The sequence below is a fragment of the Marinomonas rhizomae genome (genome assembly GCF_024397855.1).
GTDB lineage: Bacteria > Pseudomonadota > Gammaproteobacteria > Pseudomonadales > Marinomonadaceae > Marinomonas > Marinomonas rhizomae_A.
The window spans coordinates 4,261,558-4,279,838 of the sequence record NZ_CP073343.1 but is presented as its reverse complement, the minus strand read 5'-3'; the positions used below and the strand labels follow the sequence as shown (position 1 = coordinate 4,279,838).

17 protein-coding genes are annotated in these 18,281 nt (G+C 44.4%); 8 read left to right on the top strand and 9 right to left on the bottom strand.

Annotated features, from left to right (window positions below; translation table 11 throughout):
* Positions 1–53: 53 nt before the first annotated feature.
* Together recG and KDW99_RS20030 are read right to left on the bottom strand one after the other, a co-directional pair.
* Positions 54–2,135 carry an ATP-dependent DNA helicase RecG gene (gene recG / locus KDW99_RS20035; protein WP_255827226.1) on the bottom strand — a complete coding sequence of 694 codons (2,082 nt, stop codon included), beginning with the start codon at positions 2,133–2,135 and terminating at the stop codon, positions 54–56.
* An 8-nt stretch (positions 2,136–2,143) separates the two neighbouring features.
* On the bottom strand, positions 2,144–3,049 hold the full coding sequence (locus KDW99_RS20030) for a hydrogen peroxide-inducible genes activator (RefSeq protein WP_255829324.1): 906 nt from the start codon (positions 3,047–3,049) through the stop codon (positions 2,144–2,146).
* Positions 3,050–3,163: 114 nt separating this feature from the next.
* Between KDW99_RS20030 and KDW99_RS20025 the strand changes: the two genes are divergently transcribed.
* Positions 3,164–4,009 carry an NAD-dependent epimerase/dehydratase family protein gene (locus KDW99_RS20025; RefSeq protein ID WP_255827225.1) on the top strand — a complete coding sequence of 282 codons (846 nt, stop codon included), beginning with the start codon at positions 3,164–3,166 and terminating at the stop codon, positions 4,007–4,009.
* A 71-nt stretch (positions 4,010–4,080) separates the two neighbouring features.
* Here the strand turns inward: KDW99_RS20025 and KDW99_RS20020 are convergent, their stop codons facing one another.
* The 4 genes from KDW99_RS20020 to gmk form a co-directional block, all read right to left on the bottom strand.
* Complete coding sequence (locus tag KDW99_RS20020) at positions 4,081–4,467, bottom strand: RidA family protein (RefSeq protein WP_024024215.1); 387 nt, start codon at positions 4,465–4,467, stop codon at positions 4,081–4,083.
* 59 nt (positions 4,468–4,526) lie between these two features.
* Positions 4,527–6,644, bottom strand: a complete 2,118-nt coding sequence (locus KDW99_RS20015) for a RelA/SpoT family protein (protein ID WP_255827224.1) — start codon at positions 6,642–6,644, stop codon at positions 4,527–4,529.
* A gap of 62 nt (positions 6,645–6,706) precedes the next feature.
* Entirely contained in the window at positions 6,707–6,931 is a 225-nt protein-coding gene (gene rpoZ / locus KDW99_RS20010; protein ID WP_012072045.1) for a DNA-directed RNA polymerase subunit omega, read from the bottom strand.
* Between the two features lie 57 nt (positions 6,932–6,988).
* Positions 6,989–7,612, bottom strand: coding sequence for a guanylate kinase (gmk, locus tag KDW99_RS20005; RefSeq protein WP_255827223.1), 624 nt, complete (start codon positions 7,610–7,612; stop codon positions 6,989–6,991).
* Positions 7,613–7,905: 293 nt separating this feature from the next.
* Here gmk and KDW99_RS20000 point away from each other — a divergent pair, with 293 nt between their 5' ends.
* The 4 genes from KDW99_RS20000 to KDW99_RS19985 all read left to right on the top strand — a co-directional run bounded on the left by KDW99_RS20000 (position 7,906) and on the right by KDW99_RS19985 (position 13,519).
* The gene (locus KDW99_RS20000; protein ID WP_255827222.1) at positions 7,906–10,107 is read left to right on the top strand and encodes a bifunctional diguanylate cyclase/phosphodiesterase; all 2,202 of its coding nucleotides are present in this window, start codon (positions 7,906–7,908) and stop codon (positions 10,105–10,107) included.
* 3 nt (positions 10,108–10,110) lie between these two features.
* Positions 10,111–12,054 (top strand): sensor histidine kinase, encoded by a 1,944-nt coding sequence (locus KDW99_RS19995; protein ID WP_255827221.1) that lies wholly within the window; start codon positions 10,111–10,113, stop codon positions 12,052–12,054.
* Positions 12,055–12,161: 107 nt separating this feature from the next.
* The gene (locus KDW99_RS19990; protein WP_255827220.1) at positions 12,162–12,992 is read left to right on the top strand and encodes an AraC family transcriptional regulator; all 831 of its coding nucleotides are present in this window, start codon (positions 12,162–12,164) and stop codon (positions 12,990–12,992) included.
* Between the two features lie 20 nt (positions 12,993–13,012).
* The gene (locus tag KDW99_RS19985; protein WP_255827219.1) at positions 13,013–13,519 is read left to right on the top strand and encodes a DUF6622 family protein; all 507 of its coding nucleotides are present in this window, start codon (positions 13,013–13,015) and stop codon (positions 13,517–13,519) included.
* Between the two features lie 2 nt (positions 13,520–13,521).
* Here the strand turns inward: KDW99_RS19985 and KDW99_RS19980 are convergent, their stop codons facing one another.
* A complete protein-coding gene (locus KDW99_RS19980; protein ID WP_255827218.1) occupies positions 13,522–14,724 on the bottom strand; it encodes an MFS transporter in 1,203 nt (400 codons plus the stop codon).
* A gap of 96 nt (positions 14,725–14,820) precedes the next feature.
* On the opposite strand from KDW99_RS19980, the gene KDW99_RS19975 reads away from it, so the two are divergent.
* Positions 14,821–15,627 carry an AraC family transcriptional regulator gene (locus KDW99_RS19975; RefSeq protein ID WP_255827217.1) on the top strand — a complete coding sequence of 269 codons (807 nt, stop codon included), beginning with the start codon at positions 14,821–14,823 and terminating at the stop codon, positions 15,625–15,627.
* Between the two features lie 26 nt (positions 15,628–15,653).
* Here the strand turns inward: KDW99_RS19975 and KDW99_RS19970 are convergent, their stop codons facing one another.
* The gene (locus tag KDW99_RS19970) at positions 15,654–15,971 is read right to left on the bottom strand and encodes a DMT family transporter (RefSeq protein WP_255827216.1); all 318 of its coding nucleotides are present in this window, start codon (positions 15,969–15,971) and stop codon (positions 15,654–15,656) included.
* Between the two features lie 107 nt (positions 15,972–16,078).
* Here KDW99_RS19970 and KDW99_RS19965 point away from each other — a divergent pair, with 107 nt between their 5' ends.
* Positions 16,079–16,972 (top strand): LysR family transcriptional regulator, encoded by an 894-nt coding sequence (locus KDW99_RS19965; RefSeq protein WP_255827215.1) that lies wholly within the window; start codon positions 16,079–16,081, stop codon positions 16,970–16,972.
* 66 nt (positions 16,973–17,038) lie between these two features.
* Here KDW99_RS19965 and KDW99_RS19960 read toward each other — a convergent pair whose 3' ends face one another.
* On the bottom strand, positions 17,039–17,173 hold the full coding sequence (locus KDW99_RS19960) for a hypothetical protein (protein ID WP_255827214.1): 135 nt from the start codon (positions 17,171–17,173) through the stop codon (positions 17,039–17,041).
* Positions 17,174–17,427: 254 nt separating this feature from the next.
* Here KDW99_RS19960 and KDW99_RS19955 point away from each other — a divergent pair, with 254 nt between their 5' ends.
* Positions 17,428–18,261 (top strand): ion transporter, encoded by an 834-nt coding sequence (locus tag KDW99_RS19955; protein ID WP_255827213.1) that lies wholly within the window; start codon positions 17,428–17,430, stop codon positions 18,259–18,261.
* Positions 18,262–18,281: the final 20 nt, after the last annotated feature.

Here is an 18,281-nt window from a genome sequence, read left to right as displayed (position 1 = left end):
AAATTTTGCACATGTGCAAGCTAATACCGCCTTTATTTCAGCGAGAAAGGTATTTAGACGTTCAAATACTGATCGTGGTTCGGTAACCATCGGGATAAAAGTGGCGAGACACGTTCAGGGTATTGACGGTGAAGTAGCGTGGCCGCTTTTTGAACATCATCAAGCAAGTTTTTGTCGCGCTGCAAATCCGCGACTTTGAATTCCCAAAGTCCGGTTTGTCTGGTGCCGAGTAATTCACCTGGACCACGCAACTCTAGGTCTTTCTCTGCGATTTTAAAGCCATCGCTGGTTTCTCGCATGGTAGAAAGTCGCTCTTTGCCTTGTTGTCCTAGTGGTGCTTTATAAAGTAGCACACAATGACTGGCGGTTTGTCCTCGACCAACACGTCCTCGCAACTGATGAAGCTGTGCAAGGCCAAGTCGTTCAGGGTTCTCTATTACCATCAGGCTAGAGTTTGGCACATCCACACCGACTTCGATAACGGTTGTAGCGACTAATAGCTGAATCTCTCCCGCTTTAAATTTGGCCATAATATCGGCTTTTTCCTGCGCCTTGAGTCGACCATGTACCAAGCCAATGGATAATCCCCCAAGTTGCTCTTGTAACAAAATCGCCGTGTCTTCTGCGGCTTGGCATTGCAGGGCTTCTGATTCTTCAATCAGGGTACAGACCCAGTAAGCTTGTTTGCCTTCTTCGCAGGCACTTTTCACTCGGTCAATGACTTCTTGTCGGCGCTGATCCGATACCACAATCGTGTTTACAGGCGTTCGACCTGGTGGCAATTCGTCGATAATAGAGCAATCCAAATCGGCATAGGCTGACATGGCTAAGGTTCGGGGAATTGGAGTCGCCGTCATAATAAGCTGATGAGGCTGAAAACCGTGCTTCATGCCTTTTTCACGTAGTGCCATACGCTGATGCACACCAAAGCGATGTTGCTCATCGATAATGGCGAGGGCTAAACGATCAAACTCAACGGTGTCTTGGAATAACGCGTGTGTCCCGACGACAATCTGCGCAGCGCCAGATGCGATATCGGCGAGTTCTTTCTCGCGGGTTTTGCCTTTGAGTTTGCCAATCATCCAAGCTACTTTTAAACCGAGTGGCTCAAACCATTGACTGAAATTAATATAATGCTGCTCAGCGAGAATTTCCGTCGGTGCCATGATCGCAACTTGGTAGCCCGCCTGTACGACAGACGCTGCGGCTAACGCAGCAACTAAGGTTTTCCCTGATCCCACATCGCCTTGTACCAAACGCAGCATAGGATGGCCTGTGCCGAGATCGTTAAGGATTTCCTGGAAAACACGACTTTGTGCATTGGTTGGTGAAAAGGGGAGTTGCTGTAAGAGTCGTTGACTGAGCTCGCCTGCGGCCTGAACTTTTATCGCGGCATCTTGCTTGGCTTTCATGCGCTTGCCAATTAGGGAAAGCTGATGGGCCATAAGTTCTTCAAAAGATAGGCGATATTGCGCAGGATGGCTTCCCGATCTGAGTAATTCTAAGTTGGCTTCTCGCGACGGATGATGCAGAAAGTGAATGGCATCGCTCAGCGGTGGTAAATTGAACTGAGTGCGAATTTCGTCTGGCAGCCATTCTTGTAGATTGTATGGGGTTAAACACTCTAAGGCTTGTTCGCACAGTTGGCGAATCTTGGTTTGTGTTAAGCCATCGGTTAGCGGATAGATTGGCGTAAGCTGCGCCGTTTCTTCTTGTGTTTCGTCGTCACCAATCACCTTGTATTCTGGGTGATAGATTTCAAAGCCAGTACTGCCTCGACGGATTTCTCCAAAACAACGAACTCGCTTGCCGGATTCTAGCTGTTTTTTTTGCGCGGCGGAAAAATGAAAGAAGCGCAAACACAGGGTGCCAGTATGGTCCTTAATCCGACACAGCAAACTGCGGCGCTTGCCCATTTTGATTTCTGCGCCAGTGACTTGGCCTTCAATAACCGCCTCATCCCCAAAACGCAGCATGCCGATTGGCACAACACGTGTTCTGTCTTGATAGCGAATGGGTAGATGAAACAGCAGATCTTGTACTGTATTCAAATGCAGTTTAACTAGCTTTTCGGCCATGGCATCACCAACGCCTTTTAGCTCACGAACATCCTGAGTGTCTAATCCGTCGATCATGCTGTTCTCTATAAATTCAGATGTTTGCAAGCATCACGGATAGACTGGCTCACGGCTTCAATGGCTTTCGGGCGCGGGAAGCTGGCTCGCCATGCTAAAGCGACTGTACGTTTCGGTGCGGGATCCGTAAAAGGACGCACTTCCAACATATCGTGATTAATATTGGTGACGGCGGATTTTGGCAATACAGTTACCCCTAAACCAGACGCTACCATGTAACGAATGGTTTCTAACGAGCTGCCATTAACAATAGTGCGACCATCACCAAATTCGCCTTCTGTTACCAAAGGACAAGCTTCTAATACTTGCTCACTGAAACAATGACCTTTGCCAAGCAGTAACAAGTTGTCAGTGGATAGTTGGTCGGTTTCTATGTGTGAGAGTTTTGTCCATGGGTGGTTTTTGGGCATCAGAACCACAAATTCTTCTTCATAAATTGGCTGAGTGACAACATCAGGTTCGCGGAACGGAAGCGCCACTATGATGGCATCTAATTCGCCGTTACGCAGTTTAGGGCGTAAGTTTTCAGTGAGATCTTCTTCAATGATCAATGGCATGCCAGAGGTTTCGCTATGCAAGGCAGGAATCATAAAAGGGAACAAATACGGGGCGATGGTGTAGATAGCGCCAACTTTAAGTGGGCCTTTTAATTGGTTCTTACCAGAGGTCGCCAGCTCTTTAATCATGTTGGCTTGATCCAGCACCCGCTTGGCCTGAGTGATGATTTGCTCGCCCAATGGTGTGATATAAACAGAGCTTTTGCTGCGCTCGAAAATGGCAGTGCCAAGCTCTTCTTCTAGCTTCTTCACGGCGACACTGAGCGTAGGTTGTGAAACGTAGCAGCGGTCTGCTGCACGGCCAAAATGTTTTTCTTCGGCTAGCATTACAATGTATTTCAATTCCGTTAATGTCATGGCACACCTTTCGTTCGGCTGATTCATTGTTAATAACTATGATAATACATAATTTGATAAAGTATACTCGTTCTTTAGTGACTAAGAGTATCAGAGGTTATTGGGGGAAGATAAATGGCAAACATTTTAATCGCTGGCTGCGGTGATTTGGGTTCTGGTTTGGCTGCTGAGTTAGTTGCCCAAGGCCATATCGTCACTGGTATTCGCCGTACAAAAAATGAATTTCCGCAAGGCGTAATTGGCATAACGGGTGACCTTGTTGCCATGAGCGACGATGACTTGCCTGATGTAGATCTCGTTTTTTTGATCATGACGCCTAATGGTCGTAATGAAGAAGCGTATTGCGCGGCTTATTTTGATACGGCACAAGTGTTGATTCGTCGATATAACGCTATGGCGAAGCAGCCCAAGGTGTTTTTTGTGTCCAGTACTAGCGTCTACGGCCAAAGCCAAGGTGAGTGGATAGATGAAAGCACACCAGCACAGCCTACATCTGCTACCGCTAAGGTTTTAGTGGAAACAGAACGATCGCTAGCGTCTGCTTTTTCTAGTGTAGCCGTGCGTTGCTCTGGCATTTATGGTCCAGGGCGTTTTAGGCTATTAGAAACCGTATTAAGCGAAAAAGAGTGGGGAAGCAACAGCTGGACCAATCGTATTCATCGAGACGATGTGGTGTCTGCTCTGGTGTTGTTGGCAAATTGCGCTTTAAGCGACAAGAACATGCCTGCACAGGTTATTGTGACTGATCAAACACCGGTTTCCATGTGGGAAGTAAAGCTTTGGCTGGCAACCTGCCTTGACGCTAAAGTCGCGGTGAATGGCGGTGAAGGTTTTGCCCCTAATTCTGGTAAACGTCTTCAAGGCCAATATCTATTGTCGCAAGGTTGGCGTTTGCAGTATCCGAGCTATGTGTCTGGCTATCACGAGCTGTTGCGTGAATTTCGCTCTTTGAGTAAATGATAAAAGTACAAACACGAGAGATAAAAAAAGAGTCCGGAGCCTCTTTTTTTATCAGTATCAAAGCGAGAAGATTAGTCTTCCAAAACCATGATGCCTTCTATTTCTACTTGAACGCCTTTTGGCAATGCGCGCACGCCCATTGCTGCACGAGCTGGGTAAGGTTGTTTAACAAATTGCGTCATCACTTCATTAACTGTGGCAAAGTTGCCCAAGTCTGTCATGAAAATGTTGAATTTCACAACGTTTTCTAAAGAACCGCCAGCCGCTTCACAAACGGCTTGTAGGTTTTTGAATACTTGAGTTGTCTGTTCAACGATGTCCTCGCTGATGACTTCCATTGTTTCAGGTACCAAAGGAATTTGACCAGACAAATACACTGTGTTGCCAGCGCGAACCGCTTGAGAATATGGGCCAATAGCGGCAGGTGCGTTTTCAGTATGAATGACTTGTTTTGACATAAATAAGTATCCTTTATCTAGTAAGTGAAATGGTAAGTAACAGAATAAATTAAGTCTTATTAGCGCCCAACAATGGTTTCGCGTGAGACTTTTTCCACACAGCGAACCGCTTTTATGCGACGCATTACATCCGCTAAGCCTACACGGCTGGAAATCGTGATGCTTAGCCGTAAACGACTGACTCTACCGCGTTCAATAATATCGAGATTCGACACTTGGAAATCGGTATCACTGATCGAGCTGGCTATTTTTGCCACGGCGCCACGTTCGTTGATGTAGGTAACGATCAGGCTTATGTGTAGTTCTTCTTCGATCTCTTTGCCCCATGCCATATGAATAAAGCGTTCAGGATTAGATAAATGATCTTGAACGTTAGGGCAATTGAGGTGGTGAATAATGATGCCTTTATCAACCTGGACATAACCTACAATCGGGTCGCCAGGAATCGGTGCGCAACATTTGGCATAAGAAATAAGCATGCCTTCTGAGCCATTCACCTTAAAGGATTTTGGTGTCACCAAGGTGTCTTCATCGATATTCGGGAAGAGTTCACGAGCCACCAGATAACCAACATGACGACCTTTGCCGATGGATTCTAGCAAGTCATCCATGGATTCCAGCTGGTGGTTGGCTAATACTTGTGCAATTTGTTCTGCTGTTAGTTCTTCAACATTGGTTTTAAAGGCGTTTAAGGAGCGAGTTAACAGACGATGACCGATAGATATCGCATTTTCTCGCTGCTTGTCTTTCAAATAATGGCGAATGTTGGTGCGCGCTTTGCCGGTAATCGCAAAACTTAACCAAGCAACATTCGGTTGAGCGTTTTTCGCGGTAATGATTTCAACCGTTTGCCCACTTTCTAGCTGTGTACTGAGTGGTGCAAGACGACGGTTAATTCGGCAAGAGATACAGGTGTTACCGATTTCTGTGTGAACACCATAAGCAAAATCGACGGGTGTCGCGCCGGAAGGTAATTCAATAATTTGTCCATTTGGCGTAAAAACATACACCTCATCTGGAAACAAATCACTTTTCACGTTATCAACAAATTCGACGGGGTTCCGCGCTTTTTGTTGAATTTCTAACAGGCTTTTCACCCATTTCGTTGCACGGTCATGGTTGCTTGGCATGCTTGATGTGCCGCTGACTTTGTATGCCCAATGAGCCGCAATGCCATTATTAGCAACCAAATCCATTTCTTCAGTACGTATTTGGACTTCCATAGGAATACCATTGGTGCCTAATACGGTTGTATGAAGAGATTGGTAGCCATTGGACTTTGGTACCGCAATGTAATCTTTAAAGCGACCTTCAATAGGTTTGAACAGAGCGTGAATAACGCCGAGAATTCGATAACAGCTGTCATGGCGGTCGGTAACGATGCGTACGCCCATTACGTCCATTATTTCATCTAGAGAACGGCGCTTTTTGTCCATCTTCTGATAAATGCTGTAAATGTGTTTTTCTCGAACGCTGATACTGGCTTCAATGTAATCGGCGGCCAGCTCAGATCGGATCGTATCTTCAAGCTTTTGAGTGTCTTTAATGCGCTGCTGGCCATACTTTTTGTGGATGGCTTTGTGGAGCATGCGTGCGCGCATTGGGTAATACGCTTGGAAAGCAAGAGATTCTAGATCTACCCGAACCTTGTACATACCCAGACGATTTGCAATCGGTGCATAAATGTCGAGTGTTTCGCGGGCAATACGGCGTTTTTTGTGGGCTGGCATGGCATCTAATGTGCGCATGTTGTGCAGTCTGTCCGCTAACTTCACCAAGATGACACGAATATCATCCGCCATGGCCATGGCCATTTTTTGGAAGTTATGGGCTTGCTTTTCGATTTGGCTATTGAATTCAAGGTGGGTTAACTTACTGACCCCATCCACAAGACTCGCAACACCTTCACCAAACTGTTCAGTAAGGGCTTCACGGCTGATGCCTGTGTCTTCAATAACGTCGTGCAAAAGTGCCGCTGTCAATCCATCACAATCCATTCGAAGTTCCGATAGAATTTCGGCGACAGCGAGAGGATGGGTGACATAGGGCTCGCCACTTTTACGTCGTTGCCCATCGTGGGCTTGTTCGGCGTAATAGTAGGCGCGTTTTACCTTGGCGACTTGTTCGTAAGGTAAATACTGACTCAAGGTCAGTGCTAAATCTTCAATGGTATACATCGCTCACCTCACTAAGGCAAAAAGAAAGCGCGACAGCTGTGCTATGAGCGACACCATAGAGATTAAAACTCGTGTAAAGGGCGTTTTTGTTGATCAACATTTTTTGCGTTGATCAAGTTTTCCGCAATTTCACGTAGTGCAACTACAGTAACTTTGTCGCCTTCTAAAGGCACTTTTGCGTCTTCACCACCCGTTGCTAGTTGACGAGCGCGCTTTGACGCGACCATCACTAATTCGAAGCGGTTATCAACGTTTTCTAAACAATCTTCTACGGTAACTCGAGCCATTTTGACCTCTGTGTTCGGTTATCTATTTTTCCAAGGGTAATTCTACTTAACGGCTTCTCACAAAGACAAGAGATCATTTATAAGATTGCCATTTTTTTCCTGCATAACCGTTGTTTTTGAGCGCATTGCTTGAAAAACAGCGGAGATTTGTGAAAGCGCAGCATCAAAATCGTCATTTACGATGACAAAATCGTATTCATGGTAGTGGGACATTTCATTCACGGCCTTTGCCATACGACGCTGAATGACTTCATCAGAGTCTGTAGCGCGTTTTCTTAGGCGTTCTTCAAGCGCTTGTAATGACGGCGGTAAAATGAATATTCCGATGGCTTCTGGATAGAGCTGACGAATTTGGCGAGCGCCTTGCCAGTCGATCTCTAAAATCACATCTAGACCTTGTTCTAGCATACCAAAAATAGACTCTTTTGATGTGCCGTAATAATTATCAAAAACCTGTGCATGCTCGAAGAAGGCGTCTTCAGCAATCATGTCTAAGAAGGATTCATCATCGATGAAGTAATATTCTCTACCATGTTCTTCGCCAGTTCGTGGTGCACGAGTAGTATGAGAAATAGAAATTCTCACCTTATCATCTTGCTTAAGAAGCGCTTTATATAAGGTCGATTTACCTGCTCCTGATGGCGCCGATAAGATGAATAAATTGCCTTTATGTTTGTCCATGGGTTGTTTAATCCGCCAGTCTTTGTCTTTTCAACGTCGTACTATATCACAAACAAAATGCCTGTTCTTAGTCGGAGATTATTGTCGATATTAGTGGTTTTTAACAGGAGTCTTTGTCTAACGTGTAAGCTAATTTTTCACAGTGTTTTTGTTAAGTATCATTATTTTTTTGGATCGGTAAAAAAACGTTACAAAGTTTTTAATTGTTCTAGATGCTTTTTTGATAAACAAGACTAAGCTTCAAGGATTAAGTACTTAACAGATAAAGCATGATTACAAGGAAGGGAAATGCAATGGATTTACCTTGCGACCAAATATCATTTCAAACAATGTCTAAACAGCGAAGTTACTGCAAAGTCCTGTCTGTAGAAGATGATCCTGATTACCAAGAAGCACTAATGAATGGCCTGAGTGCGTTAAATTATGATGGCAAAGAGGTGGAGTTCCTGACGGCTTCATCCGCGAGCGATGCTGCAACGGTTATCGCTGCTCACCCTGATATCTCGGTGATTTTTCTTGATGTGGTGATGGAGACGGATGTTGCAGGGTTACGCCTAATTCGTACTATTCGTGAGGTAATTGGTAATGATCTGGTGCGTATTGTCCTGCTGACTGGGCAGCCGGGTATGGCACCCGTTGATGATCTTATTGGTCAATACGATATAGACGACTATTGGTGCAAATCAGACCTCACTCAGGCGCATTTACAAACCATAGTGCTAAGTAATCTACGTACTTGGGAGCACCTTTCTGATATGAAAGAAGCTCGCTATGGTATGCAATTGTTACTTGCTGCGAGTCAGAGGATCGCCTCAAAGAGTGATATAACGGATTACACCCATTCTATTTTGGAAGAAATTGGACTGCTGTTAAAAATGAACAGTGGCGGTATTGTGTGTTTCTTCCACCCTGAAGAAGAGCATTTAGAGAAAGCCTTAATTGTGGCGGCTTGTGGGGAATTTTCGCCTCATATCCACCGGTATTTTTTATCCGCTATTCAAGAGAGCCTTCTAAAAGAAGCGGTAGAGCTAGCCAATAAGCAAAAGGCGCATATTTTTCAGGATGGTTTTTCTGTGTTGTATTTCTCGAATAAGGAGTTGGAAGATCGAGAATACATGGTGGTGGTAAAGCTCGATCGTCACCTTGCCAGTAATGAAATTAACCTGCTGCAAGTTTTTTGTGAAAACATCAGTGCTGGCTTCCGTAATGTTGCTTTACATAACAAATTAACCGAGCTTGCTTATATTGAACCAACATTAGGGATTCATAATAAAAACTGGTTAGTGCGTGAAATACGCAATATGTTTTCTTGGGAGCGAGAGAAAGCCACTTTATTAATGTTGTACGTGGAAGATTTGGCTTATACCGAGTCGGTTTTAGGGTCAAAATACTGCGATAAACTCACCTTGTCTTTGTACGACTATCTGAGTCGCTTCTTTGACAAAGCGGTTGATATCGCCTTACTTGAGCGGGATACATTAGTGTTAATCGTGTATGACGATCAGAATTATAACGAAGCGTCACTCGAAAACATTATTCATACCAGTATCGAGGTAAAAAACTCCTCACATTCTCTCGATTTGACCGTCAGCTCGGTGAAATTCTCTGACTTCCCAGCTTATGAAGCCGAGCAATTAGTCAGTGTTGGCAAGAGCACTTTAGAACGAGCTAAATACGAAGGCGTATCTTATTTGGCATTTTCTGAAACCTTGGCATCCGCAATGTTTGGACGTTATGAGTTGCTACAAGATCTGCGAGAAGCCATATTAAACGATGAAATCAGAGCGTATTTTCAACCTAAGATGAACTTGAAAGACAATAGGTTGATTGGGTTTGAAGCGCTGGCACGATGGACTCATAAAAATGGCAGCAATATTCCACCGGATCAATTTATTGCTTTGGCTGAGAGCAGTGGTCTGATTGATAAATTGGACCAGCAAATGTTGCAGCAGTCCTGCCAAGCCATTAACACGATGAAAAATATCGGTATTAATGTGCCTATTTCGGTGAACGTTGCTGGTAATGAAATCATTCGCCCTAATTATTTTGAGGGTTTTCAAAAACTTCTTGAAGAAGAAGGCGTCCCGAATGAGATGATTGAACTGGAAATTACTGAGTCTCAATTTATTGAAGAAAAAGGCAACATTAACAAGCATTTAACAGCATTAAAAACATTAGGCGTGCGGGTTAATATCGATGATTTTGGAACGGGTTATTCGTCTTTGGCCTATTTGTCTACCTTATCAGTGTCAACTCTCAAAATTGATCATAGTTTTGTCTGGCGTATGGAAGAGTCAGAGAAAGACTGGGAAATTTTAAAGATGATTATTGAATTAGGTAATTCGTTAGGACTGAGTGTTATTGCCGAAGGTATTGAAACAGAGCAACAAAAAGCACATTTACAGGCTTTGGGTTGTGAGGATGGCCAAGGTTATTTATTTGCCAAACCTATGTCATTAGACGAGACAATTAACTGGGTTCAAGCAGGATTATAAAATATGATTTTTGGTAAAGGGATGTCACAAAAGTCATTACTCTGCATGTATTTATCAGGCATTCTGATTATCATCGCTTTGCTTAGCTGGGGCAGTTATCGGTTTTTTTTAGATAACAAAATCAGTGAATTAGCATGGAATGAATCTGAAGTGTTGTCGCGTGGGACTAGTGTGTTTAGCCGCGAGATGGGGCATATCAAACGCGTTACTTTATTATTGCGAAATAGTATTAATGCGCGTTTGTCTGTTCAGAATGCCGCTGTTCAAAACTCAGTCCCGGTTCAAGACTTGTCATCGCCACAGAGAGAAAAAACAATTCCTGCTGATTGGGAGGCTCAGGTGGTGGATGAATTCACTCAATTTGCTCGAACCTCTAAGCTTATCTCCCAAGTTCGTTGGATCATGCCAAATGGCCAAGAGCACATCCGAATCAACTCTCAAGCAGGCATTGTTACCCGTGTGCCAGAGGATCAATTACAGAATAAAGCGGATCGGCACTATGTAAAAAATGCACCAGATAGCATCCAGGATGTCTATGTTTCTTCTCTGGATTTGAATATTGAAAATAAAGAAATTGTTCGCCCGTTTCAGCCAACGGTTCGTGGAGTCGTCAGAGTGAAGGGCGACATACCTGGAATTTTGGTGGTGAATTATGATCTGAGTAAATTATTTGAGCTTGCTCGGACCTTTAGCAGTGATGGAGTGTATTTAGAAATATTGGACTTGAATGGCAATTGGGTATTAGCGGCTGACAAAAACCTTGAATGGGGTGGAATTCTCTATCCTGACAACTTGAGCTTTAATATCAAAACGCATTTTCCGGCTATTTGGCAAGAAATGGATAATGTGGACGGGCTAGAGCGAATTTTCGATGATGGCCGTTTATGGAGTCTCTTGAAGCTGTATATAGATGAAGAGGCGGATGTCCAAAGTTCGCAAACGCCATCTTTGTATTTTATTGCCCGTTCTAATTCTGACGTATTTTCTGCGTGGCGAATGAGGTTAATTCTTAGCATAATCGGAGGAGCTGTCGCTCTCTATGCCTTGATTGCATGGTTGGTTTGGCGACAAGTGACCGCTCAATTTGAAACCTATCGATTACTTCAATTGGTACAGCAAGAAAAAGCTCAAGCGGAGCAGGCTAACCGCAAGCTTAGTCTGACGAATAAGCGTTTAGTAGACCTTCAAGACGAGCTAGTTGAAACCAGCAAGCTGTCTTCTCTAGGCTTGATGGTCGCCGGTTTAGCTCATGAAATGCATACACCACTTGGTGGTGTCAGAATGGCGTTATCGTCGTGCAAGGTCTGGCTGGATAAAGAGGCCAAGCAACAGCCTTCCGAAGGGCTTGAAAAACTAGATGCTTCATTGCTAATCGCGGAAAAAAACCTTGTTCGTGCATTAGATGTGGTGACCAGCTTTAAACGTATTGTGTCGGATAGAACGGCTCAAGACACACAGAATTTTTTCTTTCATAACGTTGTCAATGACATCTTGTTTACTTATAAACCCGTATTGAAAAAACGTTCGGACCTTCATATTGAGAGTGAATGTCCAGAAGATATCGATATGTCTGGTTACCCTGGCGTCATGTCTCAAATTATTCAAAATCTTCTCGATAACGCGTTAGATCATGCTTTCCAACGACTGGATAAAGGCGTGATTACACTCGTTGCGAAAAAGGAACAAGACAACCTCGTTCTTGTTATCAAAGATAATGGCAGAGGCATTTCGTCAGAAATCAAAGCTCGTATTTTTGAGCCTTTTGTGACCACTGGCCGCACCAACCAACATACAGGTTTAGGACTCCACCTAGTCAGCCAGTGGGTTAATAATCTCATGAAAGGGCGGATAGATGTTGTGTCAGAAGTGGGCGTTGGAACGACATTTACTCTGACTATTCCATTGCAACTTCAAAAGAGTGAGGAGGCAGAGAGCGAGAAACTTTAGCAACTTCTGTCATGACCGCTTAGATAGAAACAGGGTATTCTGTCCTAACTACCTGAATTGGACGGAACGCTCATAAAGTGGCATCAATAAAGCATTACGAAAAGCGCATGTTAGCGGTATGTGATTACATATATAAACACTTAGATGACGATCTTAGCGTCGAAACTTTGTGTGATGTGGCGTGTTTTTCTAAATACCACTTTCACCGTCAGTTTACGCATTTTATAGGCGTTGGCGTGTTTAAATTTGTACAGCAGTTGCGCTTAAAAAGAGCCTCCTATGAGTTGGTGTTTATGAAAGATAAGCGCATTATTGAAATTGCAATGAGCGCAAAGTTTGATCATCCAGAATCCTTTTCCAGAGCCTTCAAAAAAGCCTATTCACAATCTCCAAGTGACTTTCGTCGCCATCCAGACTTAGAAAAATTAGGTTTGCACTTTCATAAGCTAGATAGGCAGCTAGAGTCAAACATGACAGTAGATATCGTGCATTTCGATACGACAAAGATCGCATTACTAAAGCACCGAGGGGCACCGAGCCGAATTATGGAATCGGTCGCCATATTTAGAGAGTGGCGCAAAGCATCTGGCTTATTGCCTATATCGAGAAGTCGAACTTTCAATATCGTTTATGAAGACCCCGCCGTGGTGGCTCCAGAAGATTTTCGTTGTGACATTGCAGCAGAAGTGATGAGCGAAGTGGATGACAATGAATATGGTGTCATCAACAGTACCCTCGAAGGCGGTCGCTACGCCGTGGTTCGCCATTTTGGTCCTTATGACAGTATTAGTCGTTGCTTGTATTTCCTTTATGGCGAATGGTTACCGAGCAGCGGGGAAGAGCCGAGAGATGCGCCATGTTTTTTTCAATATCAAAACCATTTCCCAGAGGTGGCTGAGCATGAACTCATTACGGATGTGTACTTACCTCTAAAATAAACTTTTCATAGGAGTCAAAGGTGTTAGACATTGTTACGCATACCCCTATATGGGTTTGGTTGCTGTTAGGCTTTCTGGTTTATTTAGGCATAAAGCAAAGTCGTGATCGACAAGTGCCGAAAAATAGAGCCTTTATTTTGCCCGTTGTGATGATCGTATTTTCTCTGCACGGAGTGATATCAAGCTTTGGTGGTGGTTTTGATTCCTTGTTGTTTTGGGGCGTTAGCTTTGTGGCGACGTTACTGATTGGCGTATTGATTTTTCCATCGCAGCAGGCTCGTTTTGATGAGTCGATGCAATGCTTTTATATTCAAGGGAGCTGGCGACCTCTGTTTCTTATTTTGGGAATTTTTACCATTAAATACACGGTTGGCGTGATGGAAGGCATGCAAAGCTCTTTTCTCACTTTGTCATTTGTTGTTGATGGATTGTCGCTGCTTTATGGCGTATTTAGTGGCGTGTTTGCTGCTCGTAGTGTGAGACTATGGCGCTTGAGCCGTCCGACTCAAGCCTACCATTCGCCATAAACTTAACGGTCTGGCTTTGGACTCGCCATCCAACCCAAACCCATCCAAATTACGCCAATGCTTAACATGACATAGAGGGATGCCGTCCACGATTGCTGCCAATCATAAAGTGCACCAAGCAAAACAGGACCAATAGCCGCGAGTGTGTAACCGATTAACTGCGCCATACCAGACAAGGCTGCGGCTTGTTTTGGGCTGTTGGTTCGTAAGCTGACAAAAGACAAGCCTAAGATAAAGCCCATACTGACACCAAAGCCAAAAGACACCGACCAAACGCCAGACCAGCTTGGAATGAACAAAAAGCCAGCTAAGCTTAATGTCGTTAATCCAGTGGCAATTAAGCAGAGTCGTCTATGGCTGCCTAAGCGATGGATAAACGGCGCTAAAATCAACGAAGGAACCGCTCCTGCCAATTGCAAATAACCTTGATACAAGCCAGCCGTTGAATCGGTGTAACCGTTGCTCATTAAAATAGCCGGCACCCAAGCGACCACTACGTAATTCACTAGCGAATTGACCGCCAAAAATCCCGCTACTTGCCATGCTGTGACAGAGCGCCAGACGGATGTTGGTATTTCAACGTTACCGGTTTGCGGCGGTTGATGTTGGGTTATTTTGCAGCTAAACCACACCACCAGAGGTAACAGAATCAACAAACTCTGACAGGCCAGAGCAAACGACCAACCACTCATTGGTAGGTCAAAACTTGGCTGTTCGGCATATAAACTCAGCGGCACCGCAAGACTCGACATCAAAAAGCCGCCGATGCTCATCATCAGCACATAAATCGCCGTGAGCTGAACCACGTAATTCGGAAATTCGCGTTTCAGTAAACTGGGTAACAAGACATTACCAATGGCAATGCCTGCGCCAATAAATATCGCACCAACATACAAGGTACTTATTGAGCCAAAAGCACGAATCACCATGCCAATCGCAATCAAAGCCACGCCAGAAGCTAAGATACGTTCAATGCGAAAATGGCGAGTCAGCCAAGACGCTACCGGCGCAAAAAAACCAAAGGCCAGCAGCGGCAAGCTGGTGAGCAAACCAGATTGGGAGCTGCTTAAATGCAGGTCGGTACTGATTCTATCGAGTAACGGCGGCAAACCTGTTACGGGGCCGCGTAAACTCAGCGCCACCAAAAAAATAAACAAGAGTAAAAATGCCGCGTCGTGTTGCGCTAATTTAAGTATTCGTTTCATGGCGTCCATTTCGAAAAAGAGGTTTTCGGGAGATATTGTCGATTCGCTATTATATGGGTTACTCTGCTTACTGAATTGAGAGACTTGGACAATAAATTGCGAAATACAGACAAAAGCATTTTTGAGACACTGACCGACCTTTGTTTTGCGGATCATTATCCGCATCGCGTTCTTGTTTTGCGCTCGCAATCCGTGCCGCATAGTGAAGAAACACCTTGGCACAAACATCAAAAAGGCCAACTGGTTTTACCACTCACTGGCGTTGTTACTAGCTTTATCGACGACAAAATGTGGCTTGTGCCGCCACGTTGCGCAGTGTGGATTCCAAGTAATGAGATGCATCGCAACCAGATATCGCCCAATGCTGACGTTTGTATGTTGTTTGTTGATGGCCGTGATTTACCGCTGCCAGAAGTTGCTTGTACCTTGACGGTCACGCCCTTTGTACGTGAACTGATATTGCATTTGCATTCGCAACAACGCTATGAAGAAACCGACCTTGCAACAGATCGGCTGGTTGATGTCCTGATCGACCAGCTTATTCAGTTGGAGCGGGAAGAGTTTGATTTCCCCATTCCAGACGAACCAACACTCAACCGTCTCGCTCTTGAACTGATTGCCAGACCGAACGAAAAACGCACTCTAGGCGAATGGGCCAGCGACTTCGCTATGAGCGAACGCACTTTGGCGCGAATGATTAAGCGTCATGTAGAGCTCACTTTTGGTCAGTGGCGAAGTCAGCTTCACATTGTTCTTGCTCTGCAAAAGCTAGCGATCAACATGCCGATCCAAACCATCTCCGAAGAGCTAGGCTACGACTCCGTCAGCGCTTTTATCACCTTCTTTAAAAAAGCGCTGGGCAAATCACCAAGGCAATATCGGATCGAGCGGTGGGGAAAGTAAGGGAATCTATCGTGCAAGTGCTTGTTTTAGTGAGCGAACTTCAACACTACTACACCAAGAATAATCAGCAATACACCCATGTAGCGCAACAAAGAGGTCGGATCGCCATAAAACCAAATGCCTAACAAAAACGTACCAGATGCACCGATTCCTGTCCAAATGGCATAGGCGGTCCCCATCGGAATTTCTTTCTGTGCCAACCAAAGTAAGGTACCACTTATCGTCATAAACAAAATGGCAATGGCCACTCCTAACAGTTTTGATCCGCCTGATTGCGCCATTTTTAATCCAACGGGCCAGCCGATTTCAGTAAGCCCTGCTAATAGCAAATAGACCCAACTCATGTTTATTACTCCATACAAAAAATATTCGCACTTAAGTAGGCGAAGTTGCTTTTTATAGTATCGATATTTATGATGATAAAAAGTTATTAACTATCGATATTTTTCATATGTTGAGTTTAGAGCAAATCAATATGCTGGTGTTATCCGCTGAATTAGGGTCTTTTTCAGCGTGTGCAAGAAGACTCGGCAAGGTGCAGTCTGCCGTGAGCCATGGCATCAGTAACTTAGAAATAGACTTGGGAGTCGAGCTGTTTGATCGCTCATCTCGCAGTCCAAGACTAACAACAGAAGGGGAGCGCTTAATCCGCAGTGCAAAAGCACTGTTAGCCCAATCCCATGAGCTTGAAAAAATTGCCGAATCTATTATTCGCAATGAGGAAAGCGCATTGACGATAGCCGTTGACGACGCGCTGTTTGTACCCAATATGTCGACAGTGCTCGCACTTTTTGCTGATGAATTTCCTTATGTCCAACTGGATATTCTTTCTCTAACCTCATCCGATATTATTCACGCGGTTGCTAATGGCAATGTCGACATAGGCGTGATGTTTTCAGAAGTGGAAGCGAACAAGCAGGTCGATTTTTGCTATGTTGGCGGTGTGGACTTTATTGCTGTTTGTCACCGTGATTTTCCGTTGGCCGAACTGAGTTTGCTATCGGAATCGGACCTTGCTCCGTATCGTCAAATTGCCGTACGTGGCACTTTGAAAAAAGAGCCCCAAGCATTGATTAGCATGACGCCCAGTGTCTGGTGGTGTTCAAGTTATTACGCTGTTTTAGAATTGATGCAACAAAAAATAGGCTGGGCTTACCTGCCTTTATCCTTGGTTCAGCCACTTATTCAAACCGGCAACATTCATAAAATCGACGTGACTTTTGACCACAAGCCTTGGTCCGTTCCGGTGGATCTTGTTTACAAAAAAGGTGCAAACCGCGGCCCCGCTCATCAATGGTTATTTGACGCCTGTAAAAATGCGTTTTCTGCTGACCTTTGTATGTGAAAAAGCCCGCTTCTACCATGCGTAGAAGCGGGCTTTTAAAATACTGTCATAACCTATAAAAACGATTTATTCGGTTGCTTCATGAATCGTTTCTTTCGTGCTGTCGTAAGCTTTTGAGGAATCTTCTTTCACGCCTTCCCAAGTATTTGCGCAGCCAGCTAATGCAAGTGTTACAGCAATGACTAATAATGGAAACTTCATGTTCAAACCTCTTTATTGTTAGGAGTCTTTACAGATTAACAAAAAGCTTTGTAAAGGATAAGCCACTATTTTGATTTAACTTAGGATAAAGGGTTTTACAGGTTGTTGCTCTTTCTTTCTGTCGAAAAGCCGTATGGAAAAACGCTTAAACAGCCCCAAGTGTTTGCAGCAAAAGAGATTGACCTTCTTCTACTCTGGCATAGAATGGCGTCAATTTAATCCCAGTTTTGGGTTGCTTGAGATTGAGGTTATACATGTCTAGTACATCGCTTGTTCCAACAGGTTCCGTGCGTCAGCGCTTAAAGGTGTTTATTGAAAATATCACTGTGCAGCGAATTTTATTGGCGCTGATTTTAATCAATGCCGTTCTTTTAGGCTTAGAAACGTCGCCTGAAGTAATGGCAGCCGTTGGTCCGTTTTTAATTGCATTGGACAAGGCTATTTTGACGGTGTTTGTGATTGAGCTCAGCATTCGTTTGCTGGTACATCGTTTTGCGTTTTTCAAAGATGGTTGGAATGTCTTTGACTTCATCGTCGTGGGGATTGCCTTAGTTCCTGCTAGTGGTCCTTTTGCTGTGTTGCGTGCGCTGAGAGTCTTGCGGGTCTTACGCGTGCTGACCTTCGTGCCATCGATGCGAAAAATTGTCGGGGCGTTAATCAAATCCCTAAATGGCATGTTGTCTATCGCTATGGTGTTGGGGCTGGTGTATTACGTGGCTGCGGTGATGGTGACCAAATTATTTGGTGAGGCGTTTCCTGAATGGTTTGGTAGCCTAGGCGCGTCTTTGTATACCCTGTTCCAAGTGATGACCTTAGAAAGCTGGTCTATGGGCATCGCGCGTCCTGTCATGGAAGCCTTCCCTTATGCTTGGGCGTTTTTTATTCCCTTTATTCTGATTGCTACCTTCACCATGCTTAACCTCTTCATCGCTGTCATCGTCAATGCTGTGCAAACCATGCATGACGATGAACACAAAGAAGAGATAGACGCTGAAAAAGCGACACAGCAACAGCTAATGGAGCAAATGCAACAGCTCCAGCAAGAATTACAGGCATTGCGTCGTGACATGAATAAGCCGCGGGAGTAAGGAGATGAGTAAATACAGTG